Here is a 14,071-nt window from a genome sequence, read left to right as displayed (position 1 = left end):
TAATTTTTTGAATTCATGGGGTGTTTATCAATCGAAAGTCTACCTCTGCAAGTCAATACATAATAAATATCTAATTATTAAAAATGGTAGAACTGAATTGAAGATACATTTCAATGATTTTAAAAGAATTAAAGAACCAAAATATCATTTCGATGAACAAGTAGAAGTCGTGTATATTGAAGAAGATTGCTTCAAATAATACCCTATCACGCATCAGGCCATTCGTAATTCTTGATTGAATTTATAGGAATGACTAAGGTAAGGAGTTCTGGTAAGACAATAACTATTAAGAAGGTGAAATGAATGAGGAGATGGCTTCTTGTTTCCTTGCTGGTTCTTCTTGTAAGTGCTAGTATCGGTCTTCCGCGCACTTCTGCTGCCATCAAAATCTTCCCTTACACTCTGTCGATAGATGGGAAGAAGGTTGAGTTTACACGGGCTAATCATCCAGTTGTACTGAATGGAACAACAGTTGCTCCGTTTCGACCGGTTTTTGAACGACTAGGACTGCATGTGAAGTGGAAACCAGAGAGCAAACAAATCATTGGGGAAAGTTCTGATTTAACAATTACGTTGACTGTTGGATCCAAAAAAGCAATCGTTAATGGCAAGCTTGTAGACATGCCGGCAGCCCCCGTTATAATACAGGGTTTTACCTTTGTTCCTTTACGATTTATTAGCGAATCAAGCGGTGGAGAATTACAAGTTTATGGTGAAGAGGGCGGTAATAATGCCTGGTTACTTTCAGCAAAACAGGTTCAGTTAAATAAGGCAATCATGCGCAATGATTTAGCGGAAACTGAAAAGTATTTGCAACAAGGTGCTGACCCAACTGTAGGGGTAGGACCGTTAGGGCCAGCAATATACAGTTTTGTTCCTTATTATGGAGATAACCTTGAGATGGTTGCATTCTTCTTAGAATACGATATGAATGTAAATGCCCGAGAAGAATTTAATGGAATAACTCTACTGCATAATGCGGTATTATACAGCAGATACGAAATAGTCAAGTACTTATTAGAACACGGTGCTGATCCTTCTATAGAGTCTGTGAGTGGCACACCTTTAGAAATTGCAGAAAAGAAAAGTTTCCCCGAAGACCAACAAAATGCTGATGCGATTGCAGAACTACTTAAGTCATACTTGCATGAACAGCCTGAATCATGAAGCGTGGTAAGTTAAGTAGACTCTCCACTCCTAGCTATAATTTTGCACTCTAAGTGAGTGCAGGCCACCTTTTTAGGTGGTTTTTTTTTTGTTTAGGAAATTATGCATTCTCTGAACCTGTTGATCATGATGCTGCGGCAGCAGCCAGTGAGCAGAGAACGAAAGCTAACGGAAGCCAGAGACGCTAAAGTTGCATATTGGGTTAGCGTCACATTTTAACGGAACAGGGAGACGCTATTCCGCAGAAATGAAGCGAAATCGGGCATGTAGGGTACAAATAGAGGCGCGTATTTCCGTTAGAATCTTGAAACGAAAAATAAAGGCGATTTAGCGTCTGTGGTTTCCGTTAGAAGGGTGAACTGACGCGACCGCGATTTCGAATCATCCGTAAGGGTGATTTTGTTTATCATAAAGCATCAATTGAGAAGACTAATATGCTTAGTGATAGCAAGCGTTTCTGTTTTAATGAATGATTGTATGTAAATTGGACCGCTGCGTCAGTTTTACCTGCTGTTTGATGCCAATTTAGTATGGAACTTGCGAATTGTGTAATAATAGGATCATTCACAGCTTTAATTTAGGGAAACCACTACAGAATTAAATCTATAGTTTATCTGTATTTTACTTAAATTAATGGGTTGTCATCGTTAGATGCAAGCACTACACTTTATCTATTGGTAAACTTCTATAGAAAAAGGAGAATTCAATTGAATAACAAACCAACGCCAAATCAGCCTCTTGTCACTCATATTTATACAGCGGATCCTTCCGCACATGTATTCGAGGGGAAAATTTATATTTATCCGTCACACGATCTCGACCACGATGGCCCTGATAATGACAATGGTGATCAATATGCCATGGAGGACTATCATGTATTGTCCATCGATAATTTCGAGTCGCCAGTCGTTGATCATGGTGAGGTTCTGCATTTGAAAGACATTCCGTGGGCTTCCAAGCAGCTTTGGGCGCCAGATGCTGCCTATAAGAACGAAACTTACTTCTTGTACTACCCGGCACGGGATCATGACGGGATTTTCAGAATCGGTGTTGCTACAAGCGGATCTCCGGCAGGTCCGTTTACCCCGGAGCCCACTTACATGGAGGGCAGCTTCAGTATCGATCCTGCTGTTTTCATGGATGATGACGATCAGGCATTCATTTATTTCGGAGGTCTATGGGGCGGCCAATTAGAAAAATGGCAGACAGGCACCTTCAAGTCGGATGAAACGGGTCCGGAGTCGGAAACGCCCGCGCTTGGTCCACAGGTTGCGCGGTTGAGCGAGGATATGCTGTCAATTCAAGGAGCTCCTCAGGAAATTTCAATCGTCGATGAGAATGGTGAGCCCCTTATGGCTGGTGATGAGGAACGGCGCTATTTCGAAGGACCATGGGTGCATAAGCATAACGGCTGGTACTACCTGTCTTATTCGACGGGTACGACACATAAGCTGGTCTATGCCGTCAGTCAAAATCCATTGGGCCCATATACCTTTAAGGGGACGATTCTGACGCCGGTGATCGGTTGGACCACTCATCACTCCATTGTTCAGTTCGAAGATAGATGGTATCTGTTCTATCACGACAGCTCTCTGTCGGGAGGCGTTAACCATAAACGCTGTGTTAAATACACGGAGCTGCATTATAACGAGGATGGAACGATACAAGCAATTGCCTATAGCAACCTAGAATAAACGGGCAAATCACTTAAGCATCGATAGGTGATTGCAGGTTATTGCTAAATATATAGACGTTAGAGTCTATGCAGATATCCTATAATATTTGCCGATGAGCCGAGTGAAATTCAGGTGCCTATACCTGAATTCCTCGGTTTTTATTTATGAAGGCATTTATTCACCGTCAATAATGTCGTTATACTTTTGCAGGATCTTTTTCCAATCAGGATTTTGCATATCACAACCGTTAAATAACTCGTTAAGCCTATCGTTAATTTCTTGATTTACTATTTTATTTCGTTGCAAAAGGATATCTAATGCAACTAGTAATATCTTTGCTGAATCCAAATGTTCAACGTTGATTGAAATTAGATCTTCAGGAAAGAACTTTACCATCATATTGAACGCTGAATGGACATCTTCTTTGGAGTACATTAGGTCGTAGAGAATCTCAAATTTCTGTGCAAAATCAATACTTTCAATTGTTCTAAAAAAAGAAGGTTCGTTCACCTTAGCATTCGGTGTTCCAATAAAAAGCGTATTTCCACCCAAATCGGTTACCACGAATCTTCTATCATCTGCCAAATCTTTTAATTTTGATATTCTGGGTATGCCAGAACGGGGGATTTTTCCGATATTTTCTTTTAATCCTGAAGTGAACTTATCATATACATGACTTACATCATCAACAACTAAATAGCACATAGTTGGATTTTCATTAGGCAATGTTCTTTTGCTTCCATAAAAATGCATCTCAAGTGCACCATACCTTACAACGGCATATGGATTAGGACGATTGGAAATTTGAATGATTTCAAACCCCAAATACTCATAAAAGGCAACCTGTTCCTTTATGGATTGGCACGGTAAAATAGGTATGATTTTATTCATTAGTATTCAACTCCTGTCGGGAATTTAGCTTACAGTCCAATCGTACAACATTAATGCAAATGATAAGGTTCAAGTATATTTGTTAATGTGTTAAAGTTATAAAAATACAAATACCCGTCGTATGCTTTAATAATAAATTATAGGTTGTTAGGAATGGGATTGAGATGAAGGGTATTGAGATAGCGAAAAAATTGAATATAAGCACAAGTGCATTAAGACACTATGAATCGTGGGGACTTGTTCCTGAAATTGAGAGAGCTTCAAATGGGTATCGCATCTACACAAAGGAACATGAGGCATATTTTCAATGTATTCGTGCTCTGATTCCTGGGTTTGGCATGGATTTAGTTCGAACAATTATGCCGCTTATCATAAAGAGAGAAAAACTTGGTATTTTATGGAAAATTAATAAAGCACAAGTGAACCTCCATGCTGAGAAGGAAACAGTCCTAAGGGCAATTGAGATGATTGATTTAATAGAAAATGCAGAATTTCCAAAGTATCTTAGCAAGAGTGCTTTTACGATTGGAGAGGTAGCTAAATTAGCTAATGTATCTGCTTCTTCCATTCGACATTGGGAAAAAGAAGGTTTAATAAAGCCTAATCGCCAAAAAGAAAGTGGATTCCGTATTTATTTTCGGACTGATATTCGCAAGGTGCTTATTATCCGAACGGTTCAAAGGGTCGCCTACTCCTTGGATATAGTTCGAGAAGTATTATTGGGCCTTGACAACAACGATGTTTCTCAGGCAAAAGAAATTGCTTATCAATCCCTTCAATTTATTGATTATGCATTAGTTGAACAAGTGCGAGGTATCGCATATTTGCAAAACCTTTTTGAAGTTATTTCAACAGGTAACACCTTCGTTGCCGATGAGTCGAGCTAAGTGTCGAGTACAGTCCACCCTTCGGGGTGGCTTTTTTTTACTTATGAATTGACTTGTCTGCGAAAAACGGCGGTATGAGAAAAATCGGATTCAGTGGAGTCGCAACAAACGCACTCCAATTACGTCAAATATTAGGAGAAGTGAATGAAATGAACATGGGATTTAATCAGGTTAGGAGGTAAAGATGGCTTATACACGTTTGATTGTTTTGGTGTTGCTGTTTGAAGTATTTATAACCGCAGTAGTAGGATTAGGCATTTATTTTGGATTTTCCATATTTCCTCATAGTCAGACAGAGATAACTACAACTGATGCTGCTGTGCAGACAGTCAGGTATAGTGGAACCATCCCATTATATATGCCGTCACTTACGGAGCTGAAAATTCCATACACCTACTTTCAAGCCGGAACACAGGTATGGGGAATCGCGTCATTTCTTGTATCTGTCGCTGTAATGGGATTGCAAGGTTTCGTCCGGGGCATGTACCTCGGCGGTTTGAAAGGATGGGTTCTAAATCGTAAGAGAGTTCCTCTGATCGCGTGTGGACGCAGGTATTTCGGCGATATGATAGCTTGGTCAATTTTTCAAAACGTGTTAGGCGGGTTGATTGTTTTCCTCGCTGCAGTCTTTTTCCCGTTTGGGATCATATTGATGATTGCTTTAATGTTCTATTCGCTTACGCCATACTTGATTGTCCTCCAAAATATCACTTTTAGTGAAGCGTTAAAGAAAGCGCCAAGCATGTTTCGGCGCTATTTCATCACATTGCTACCGCTTGCGCTGCTTGCAATGCTCTGCACACTAATTATCACTCTATTTCAGTCGCTGACACCCCCATGGGGATATGCAGTGCCGTTACTCGCTTACGCATGCATTGGAACTTTGCTGATCGGCACGTTTATGAGTCAGCTGGCAGTGAGATTAGCTCGAGACGGTGATAAACATACTCCAGACCTGCCATACGGAGAGGTCCGCCCTAGTAAAATGGTAAATGCAATGGTTGTGCTGCTCGTGCCGATACTCGTCTCGGCTGGGATTTTCGTAGCTTCTGGATGGCACTTAGGTGTGTTTGATTTCGGTAGTAAAAAGCGTATCGATGGTTTCTCCTACAATACGAGTTTCTCCGACGTATTCTATGCGTCAGAGCAGAAGTATACAGCTTATGAATGGCAATCTAAAGATTACAGCATTGCCCTAAGGCTTCCGGACTTGTCCGACGTGCGGAAGCCTGACGAATTGCGAGGGATAGCCGACATAACGTGGCAGCTGAATGAGGAAATTCACACTGTACATGGAAACTCCACCCATATTGATAGGCAACCGATCAAGCACAAGAGCCGCTTAATGTATCGACTTGTCCGGGAGACAGCTAATGATGGCAGTTTTTATTATTCAAGTAGGAGAGGCTTTGCTTCGATTTTGCCTGGAGGGGAGAGACCGTATGAGCCTTTGTCTATTCAAATCATGGTTAGTGGGGACGGCAGTCATATATTTGTAATGGAATACCCAATGCGCTTTGATATCTCACAGGTATTTCGCGTTTCAGATGACGGGCGGTATTTGATCCCAGGAACAAGCCTAATGAATCCAATGGATTTCCACGCTTATTGGTTCACATCAGAACAGAATACGGAGAATTTATTTGAATTGCTGGCCGCCAAAAACAAACTGAATTACATTTCGACGACTAACCGAGCTTACCTCGCGCTTGCTTGTGCCATGCAGGAAGGAGATGGGCGCATGGTCGTCGATCTACTAGAGACGTTGCGTCAGGCTGGCGTAAACGTGAAGGCTCCCGATTGGGATGATCTGACGTGGACAGAAAACTTACAAGACCGCTATAAAGGAGCCAGCTTGCAGATAACTCTAGAGCTGCTGAGTAAGGCTGGTGTTCAAGGGGGTTATGAAGGCAATGAGCTATTGGATAAAAGCGATGAACAGAACAGCGTTTATAGGCTCGAGATACCATTCCCAAATGGAATGCTGCCAATTACTTATATGGAATCTAAGGAAGACGGCAGGCTGCTGTCCATAAATGTAATGGACTATATAAGTTGAACTAAACATTTACGTTTTGGGCGATGCGCGAGAAGATCATTCTGAAGGATCGCTGTTGCAGCCAGATTCTTTGATTTCCTAAGACATTTAAAGGTAAGAATAAGGCTGTAAAGGTGAACACTTCGTTTCTGGAGAAACGATCTTCTCGCTTCGCTAAATCTTTATTTTTTTAAAAAATATAGGAAAGGATATCATTTCGCCATACTTTCTCTATAGTTCTCGGAATAAAACGCGCTGGCGCCGCCAAAGGACGGGGACAGCCGTTTCACCTTGGTTCAAGTTATATCGTTTAAGGAGAAGCAACTTAGACTGCACTTAGTACAACAGAAACCTTACATGAGAGCAGTTTCGGATGACTACATTGTAATTATGCAGGAGAATGAGCTCCAAACCAACGAATATCACCCTATACTAGGCAATCTATTGCACAAAGTACAGTGTACGTATCGAGTCAGGTAAGTAACGTCGATTACGTTGTACAAACTGCAGCGTAGCCTTGGCTTGGCACCCATAAAGTAATTTATTGAGGAGATGAAAAACTATAATGAAAGCACTCAAATTACGTCCGTTTATTCCGTCTGGTGCAGATTATCCACTTGCTGTGCAGTTCTATGTAGATCTTGGATTTGAAAAAATCTTCACCAGTGATGAACTTACTATATTCAAGATGCAAGAAATTGAATTTCATCTGCAAAACTTTCAAAATGTAGAATTGCAAAATAACTTTATGTTGGAATTATGTGTGCAGGACTTGGATGCGTGGTGGCAGCATATTCAAAATATCCAAGTAGCTGGGAAGTATAATATTAGAGCTAAGCCTCCTCAAATTCAATCGTATGGTAAGCGCGCAGTTCATCTTATAGATCCAGCAGGAGTTCTTTGGCATATAACTGAATAAGAAAAAAGGAGGAGGAATAGCAAGGATGTTTTACGATTTACAAGGTGAAGAAAATATGTCACCAATTGTGGGGATTTTGTTTTCCGCTGTGAAAGAAAATAGTCAACGACTACAATTAATCACTGAAGGCATGTCACAAGAAGAATTAGATTATAAGGGTCCCGATAACAACTTAAATAGTACCGCTCAGCTAATAAAACATATCATGTATGTTGATCTCAATTGGGTTTATAGAATGAAAGGACAGCCACTTCCTCATTATTATAAAGAACAATATGGACCTATGATAGATGCAAATAATAGGCTGCCAATGGTCACTGGCAAGTCTTTGAACACACTGATGTCTAACTATGAAGTTGTGTTAAATATGTTGAAAGATACATGTATACAAATAAAAGATGCTGATCTAGATACAGTTGTTACATTTGGTCATGAAAATGAAAAGCAAGCAACCATTCGATGGGGATTATGGCATATCTCTGATCATAGCCGGTATCATCAGGCTCATATTAATCTGCTTAGAAAGTGGTATAATGAAAATTCCCGGGACATAAAGAGTGGCTCAAATCACTCCGTTGATATTCCACTCTTGGCGGAGCCTCAGCAAAAACCTCACGGATAACGATCCTATCTTCCACTTGCTTCCGATCAAAATGAAGAGAAAAGAATTTTAATGCATTGAGATGGAATCATAAGAGTCATGATGGTTTTCTTCATTAGCTCTGGTGGAAGGTCAAGTTTTCAATCCCTAATTTCCAAGGGAGGAGGAGCATTTTTAATGGCAATTGAAATAAGAGACATCGTATCCAAAAATATTCTCAGCGAAGCAAAAGGCTATTTAGATATGGGATTTACCCATTCCTTGAACCCGTATAGCGGCTGCGCGTTCTCGTGCCGCTATTGCTATGTAAGAGAAATGCCGATTCAGAAATTCAAGGATACACCTTGGGGAGAATGGGTGGACATCAAAACAAACGCTGCGGAAAACTACAGGACTGAAGTGATTAAACTCCGACGTAAAAATAAACCAGTAAATATCTTCATGTCCTCGGCAACGGACCCTTACCAGCCGATAGAGCGGAAGGCAGAAATTACGCGGCAGATTTTAGAAGCGATGATCGAATGGCCGCCGGATCTGCTTCAAATTCAGACACGAAGCCCACTCATTACAAGGGATCTCGATCTGCTCGTTCGTCTGAAAACAAATTGCGAAGTGCTTGTGTCCATGACGATCGAAACGGATCGAGAGGATATGAAGCAGTTATTTGCTCCGTATGCACCAGGAATCCAGTTGCGGATAAAAGCATTAAGGGAGCTGCATGAAGCTGGAATAACGACACAAGCTTCTATCTCACCTGTACTTCCGTTTACTCGTGATTTCCCCAATGTACTGAAAGGTATTGTAGATCGGATTTGGATCGATACGCTCAATATTGGGGATGGTTCAATGGGGAAGCGATCAGAGCGACTGGGGATGCCACAGGTATTTGAAACAAATGGGTTGTCCGAATGGTACAGCAGAGATATCCATGCCCGTGTTGAAAAGTACTTTAAGGCTCAATTTTCACAAGAGATGATACATGTTTCAAAGTCTGAAGCTTTCCCTAATTTCAAGAAATAACAGGAATGATAAGGTGAATTATGTAGGAGAAACTAAACCCTGCTGAATCAGCAGGGTTTAGTTGTAAACTCTATATTAGTATTTGGAGAAGGAGAGTTTATGTGTTACGCGTTCATATCATAGAACCCGGGACTATGCTCATTTGGCATCTCTGGTAGATAGGGTATCGGGAACCCCTCCGGAGGTGCAGTTACTTCTAAATTCCCCTTATTTCTGCTTGGTGATTGACCGTTGAATATTTCTCCGATCCGTGTATCATCCAAGCGGAAGTTAAACTGAGCATTATGAAAACCCAAGTCTACATATTTGCGGCATTCTGGATACTTGTTAATATCATAATTCGGTACGGGAAATAGTTTACCCCACTCTACGCCAAGCGTTTCAAGAGCTTTCGCGAAAGCATTTTGATGAGCATTGTCACGAACGATGAGAAAGGCTAAAGTTTCACGAAATGTTTTGTTTGAACTCATTTCATAAATTCGGGACTTCTGAAGTACTCCCGTTGACTCTAGTACCAAGTTATCAAGTAAATCACTAATTATGTTTCCATGGCTATATACATAACTACCTGACCATGGATTGCCACCAGCATCTACTGGCAGCGAGCTTTTAGCACCCATAATAAAATGATGCGGATTAGCATGCTTTATAGCTTCATCAAGAGGGGCGGAGTCGATTCCAGAATTGCCAGGCTGATTGCCACCTGCTTCATTGAGCAATTGGTTAATGGTATGCTGAACGAGCTCAACATGACTGATTTCTTCAAGAAATACTCCACGAATTAAATCGCGATACTGCGTTGCATTCCCACGGAAATTGCTGCTCTGAAAAAAATATTGCATCATGGTTCGCATTTCACCAAATTGGCCACCAAGTGTTTCTTGCAATACTTTGGCTGCGCCGGGGTCAGGCTTATCAACTACAATATTATTAATTAAATCTTCTTTATAGAAGTACAAGTCTTAACCTCATTTCTTTAATCATTATACTTAAATACCAAAAATTCAAATCTTAATGAGAATAGGGTTGAAAGCCTTGTGATTGATGATTGTTCATGTTAGAGAATGCTTGGGTTTGGGAGTTAACTGAATGTGAAATTTGATTGCATATCCCGGAGATTTGCTGTAACTGCTGAATCGCCGTTTGATGGCCTTGTAAAGCTGTTTGAATGATTTGTGCTGCTTGCTGTTCGCGTTGTGCAATTTGTTCGAGAGCTTTAGCATTATTTAGTTCCTGATTTAATAATTGTTGGTATTGAGCAGATGCTTGCTGCGTTTGGTTTACCAATTGTTGTATAAGTTGTTCCGCATGTGCCAGTTGCTGTGGAATTTGATTGTTTGGTTGAAATTGGTTCATAGTAATTCCTCCTAATTTTCTGTGAGTTATTTGACTTGTATATATTGTCTCGGTATTCGCAATATATACCTATTAATTTAAAATCGTTAAATATAAAGCAAACGTCAAATAGTCCCCAACTTTGCAACAAAATGAGAACTGCTGAAGCTACAAATCGGGATAGGTCATCAGCACTCGGTGGGGAGATCATTTTTGAGGGATTTCAAAAAAATTTCAAAACATTGAAATATAATGAATTGAACGTTTTTTGATGAGAATATTTTACAAGGACATTGGAGGATGAATATTTATTTATGCAGGACAAGAAAAATAGATTAATGCTGTTGTTTTCCGCCGCGGCCGTTTTATTAAATGCAGTAATATTTTTATTAACGAAGACGATTGATCCGTTTCATCATGCTGCAGCAGGGATGCACGGTATAGGGTACGAAATGAACGGACAAATTCAAGTGGGACAAATTGTTCTGTTCTTATTGCCGATAATAACGCTGACCGTTGCTGCAATCTTCTATTTCAGAAATAAAGAGCAAGTTAATATTCCAGTGCTGAACACGCTGACTTTAACTTTTTCCAGTTTCTCCATTATAAGCGGAAGCGGCGGAAGCGTAGAATTTCATTTTTCTATATTTATGGTTATCGCTGTGATAGCTTATTATGAAAATATTCAGTTGGTTATTCTAATGACGATATTATTTGCTGTGCAGCATTTAGGCGGTTACTTCTTTTTTCCAGAACTCGTATTCGGTACGGACAGCTATTTGTTCCGGATGGTTGTTATTCATGCAAGCTTTTTAATATTGACCTCAACTGCAACGATATGGCAAATTAAATCTAAGCTGGAAATTACGAAACGGCTTGAAGCTGAAAAAAAGAGCAAAGACGATCAGCTGCTGGCTGTATTAGTGGATGTGGAGTCCTTAACTAATCAAATATTCACTACCTCTACTGTCGTTTCTGGATCATCTGTTCTAAACGTGCAGAGCAACAAGGAAATGGGATTTGCATTTGAAGAAGTAACGGGAGGTCTTGGTGACCAAGCGCTCTCATTGGAGCAGATGGAGGATAAGCTTCATAATATTAACTCGGCTATTCAAACCGTACATATAAATGCGGAAACAATGAGCAGCAACACGGTTGTGACAGAGCAGTCCATCGTTGCAAGCCATCTAAAGCTGGATTTATTAAAGCAATATATGCATGCAATTTCGCATTCTGTAAGCAATGTTGCGGAGACGATGTATGATTTGAAGCGGTCTTCCGAACAGGCAGAGAAAATGGTTGGGAAAATTGAGCAGGTAGCTAATCAAACTAATTTGCTCGCATTAAATGCTTCCATTGAAGCAGCAAGAGCAGGTGAGTATGGCAAAGGATTCGCAGTCGTAGCAGGTGAGATAAGAAAGCTTGCAAATCAAACAAGCAGTGCTGCCAAAGAGATCCGTGAGATAATGTCAGCCATTGGCTCGGGGAGCGAGATAACGGCAAGTCAAATCGAAGATGAACAAGTGATCGTGCAGCAATCATTGGAGTATGTGGAGGCTTTTGCAAACGAATTTGATCAAGTAAAGCTAACGATTCATGAGCTGTCAAAATTTATATTGGCCATGAATCAATTACTTGTGACTATTAATGAAGACTCCAACGGGGTTTCTAAGGAAATGGTTCAAATCTCAGCTGTCATTGAACAAGGAATAGCATCGATGAAGCAGCTGATGGTTATCTCTAAATCACAAATTCAATCTTCTCAAAAGGTTGATCAAGAAATCGAACAATTAAATCAATTAACTTCATTATTACAACAACAATTTTCTGCCTAACTAATGGGTTCGGATATTCGGTCGATATATTGAGGCTGGAAAATTAATAGCTTGTGGATTATGATAATGAGTATTGCAGAAATCAAAAGATAAAAAGGTTTCCACTTTGATCCCGGCGTAGTGGAAGCGTTTCTCCATGTTTTTCAGCAAAATAAATCATCGCTTGAATCAGGAATAGAATAGTCGTTATCATTTGCTCATATAACTTAAAGTCATGTACATAGTGAAGCCAGTTGTTACCGAGACTGGTTTTTTATGCTCTTGAACTCTTCAATTGTAAAAATTTCATATCTTATCCTTTTGTCGAAAGAGGCAGGAATTTGAATATGCAGCACGAATAATATGTATATCCGTATTTTTTGAAATTATTATGATAAAGACCGCAACTTTTCGTTCCCCGACCGGTACAATGTAATATGACCGTCCGGGAATAATCCGCAGGTGGAGGAGGTTCGCCTGTCATGACTGATTCCCAATTAATACGTGAGATAAAGGATGGCAATGTCGAGCTCTACTCCGAGCTAATGCGGCGCTATCAAAGAAAAATATTAGCATTTATCTATCATATGTTAAAGAGCGCAAAGCTGGAGCTGATGGCTGAGGATTTGTGTTCCGAAACCTTTTATAAAGCATACCGCAGCCTCCATTCTTTCCGGGAGCTGGATGCTTCTTTTTCAACATGGCTATATACCATTGCTCGGAATACAGTACTTAGTGAGCTTCGCAAGCAAAAATCAGCTCATATATCACTCGATGAATCGGATTATGAGCCTGTAGCTTCGCTAGATGCAGTGCCAGAGCAGCAAGTGCTCCGGAAGGAAAGAATGGCAATGGTTCGAGAGGCGATCAACAATTTGCCAGAGAAACAACGCTCAGCGCTTATTCTTCGGGAATATGACCAGCTGGACTATCAAGAAATTGCGAATATTTTAGGACAGACGGTCAGTTCTGTGAAATCACTGCTTTTCCGAGCAAGAGCAAGCGTTAAAACGCAGCTGGAGCCATATTTCGGACAAACGCCGCTGATGGAAGAATACGAAGGGATGAATACGAGATGAATTGCAACGATGCGCAAGAAAAATTCGGCGAATATTGGGATTTATCTGAGACTGATGAGGATCGGGCTGCTATTGATCAACATTTGCTGGAATGCACAGAGTGTGCGGAGCAATTCCAGCTGTGGGAAGAGAGCGAGGATATGATTCGTTTTCTTTCGGAGGAAGACGACAATTTAGCTCTAACCGATCATGTGAACAGGAATGTAATGGATCGCATCTATGCTGAACAATCCTGGCTCATGCCTGTTCCGAACAAAAGCTATCATTTTTCCAAATCGTTTCGCCGTAATATTGCAATCATCGTTGCAGCGTGCATGGCCATGTTTGCAAGTGCGTTTTTTGTATTCGTATTCGATCATCAGGGTGGGGTTACTAAGGCTGAAATTGCTGAGCTAAGCGGTTTGATGGATACAGTAAATGCATCAGGAGACGGAATTGTAACGGCTGGATTTTTTGCAGAGATTCCTGTTGCCAGCATTAGTGATCCTTTCGTTTTGAAGGTAATGCCAGCATTTCCTCAGTATTATGTTGCTTTGTCATTGCTTGGTATGATTATGACACTACTTATTTTGAACTGGCTCTCTAGAACGAGGAGCTAATAATGCTGTTCAATTAAGCTCCTTAGGGAGCTTTTGTTGTTTACA

At 40.6% G+C, this 14,071-nt stretch carries 13 protein-coding genes; 10 read left to right on the top strand and 3 right to left on the bottom strand.

The genetic code is table 11. The features are described from left to right. Positions 1–303: 303 nt before the first annotated feature. Both MHI37_RS17665 and MHI37_RS17660 read left to right on the top strand, forming a co-directional pair. Complete coding sequence (locus MHI37_RS17665; protein WP_076336362.1) at positions 304–1,167, top strand: stalk domain-containing protein; 864 nt, start codon at positions 304–306, stop codon at positions 1,165–1,167. Between the two features lie 707 nt (positions 1,168–1,874). Continuing rightward, positions 1,875–2,861: a glycoside hydrolase family 43 protein gene (locus tag MHI37_RS17660; protein WP_076336991.1), complete on the top strand. Its 987-nt coding sequence runs from the start codon at positions 1,875–1,877 to the stop codon at positions 2,859–2,861. Between the two features lie 156 nt (positions 2,862–3,017). Here the strand turns inward: MHI37_RS17660 and MHI37_RS17655 are convergent, their stop codons facing one another. Further along, positions 3,018–3,734, bottom strand: coding sequence for a hypothetical protein (locus MHI37_RS17655; RefSeq protein WP_076336990.1), 717 nt, complete (start codon positions 3,732–3,734; stop codon positions 3,018–3,020). A 164-nt stretch (positions 3,735–3,898) separates the two neighbouring features. Between MHI37_RS17655 and MHI37_RS17650 the strand changes: the two genes are divergently transcribed. The 5 genes from MHI37_RS17650 to MHI37_RS17630 all read left to right on the top strand — a co-directional run bounded on the left by MHI37_RS17650 (position 3,899) and on the right by MHI37_RS17630 (position 9,199). Beyond that, complete coding sequence (locus MHI37_RS17650; protein WP_076336989.1) at positions 3,899–4,621, top strand: MerR family DNA-binding transcriptional regulator; 723 nt, start codon at positions 3,899–3,901, stop codon at positions 4,619–4,621. A gap of 184 nt (positions 4,622–4,805) precedes the next feature. Then, positions 4,806–6,680: a hypothetical protein gene (locus tag MHI37_RS17645; RefSeq protein ID WP_076336988.1), complete on the top strand. Its 1,875-nt coding sequence runs from the start codon at positions 4,806–4,808 to the stop codon at positions 6,678–6,680. Between the two features lie 544 nt (positions 6,681–7,224). Further along, positions 7,225–7,578, top strand: coding sequence for a hypothetical protein (locus tag MHI37_RS17640; RefSeq protein WP_076336987.1), 354 nt, complete (start codon positions 7,225–7,227; stop codon positions 7,576–7,578). A gap of 25 nt (positions 7,579–7,603) precedes the next feature. Next, entirely contained in the window at positions 7,604–8,200 is a 597-nt protein-coding gene (locus tag MHI37_RS17635) for a DinB family protein (protein ID WP_083676263.1), read from the top strand. 156 nt (positions 8,201–8,356) lie between these two features. Then, on the top strand, positions 8,357–9,199 hold the full coding sequence (locus MHI37_RS17630) for a radical SAM protein (protein ID WP_076336986.1): 843 nt from the start codon (positions 8,357–8,359) through the stop codon (positions 9,197–9,199). Between the two features lie 104 nt (positions 9,200–9,303). On the opposite strand, the gene MHI37_RS17625 is transcribed toward MHI37_RS17630, so the two are convergent. Further along, the gene (locus tag MHI37_RS17625) at positions 9,304–10,158 is read right to left on the bottom strand and encodes a manganese catalase family protein (RefSeq protein WP_076336985.1); all 855 of its coding nucleotides are present in this window, start codon (positions 10,156–10,158) and stop codon (positions 9,304–9,306) included. A gap of 52 nt (positions 10,159–10,210) precedes the next feature. Continuing rightward, positions 10,211–10,555 (bottom strand): AMP-dependent synthetase and ligase, encoded by a 345-nt coding sequence (locus tag MHI37_RS17620; RefSeq protein ID WP_076336984.1) that lies wholly within the window; start codon positions 10,553–10,555, stop codon positions 10,211–10,213. 293 nt (positions 10,556–10,848) lie between these two features. Between MHI37_RS17620 and MHI37_RS17615 the strand changes: the two genes are divergently transcribed. The 3 genes from MHI37_RS17615 to MHI37_RS17605 all read left to right on the top strand — a co-directional run bounded on the left by MHI37_RS17615 (position 10,849) and on the right by MHI37_RS17605 (position 14,026). Further along, on the top strand, positions 10,849–12,369 hold the full coding sequence (locus tag MHI37_RS17615; protein WP_076336983.1) for a methyl-accepting chemotaxis protein: 1,521 nt from the start codon (positions 10,849–10,851) through the stop codon (positions 12,367–12,369). A gap of 461 nt (positions 12,370–12,830) precedes the next feature. Next, positions 12,831–13,427 carry a sigma-70 family RNA polymerase sigma factor gene (locus MHI37_RS17610; RefSeq protein WP_076336982.1) on the top strand — a complete coding sequence of 199 codons (597 nt, stop codon included), beginning with the start codon at positions 12,831–12,833 and terminating at the stop codon, positions 13,425–13,427. Then, positions 13,424–14,026 (top strand): zf-HC2 domain-containing protein, encoded by a 603-nt coding sequence (locus tag MHI37_RS17605; protein WP_076336981.1) that lies wholly within the window; start codon positions 13,424–13,426, stop codon positions 14,024–14,026. Before MHI37_RS17610 ends, MHI37_RS17605 begins: the two co-directional genes overlap by 4 nt. Positions 14,027–14,071: the final 45 nt, after the last annotated feature.

Origin of the sequence: Paenibacillus sp. FSL H8-0548 (genome assembly GCF_038630985.1) — a bacterium.
Classification (GTDB): domain Bacteria; phylum Bacillota; class Bacilli; order Paenibacillales; family Paenibacillaceae; genus Pristimantibacillus.
Note: the sequence above shows the minus strand (reverse complement) of the source record. Positions and strands in the feature narration are given on the sequence as shown.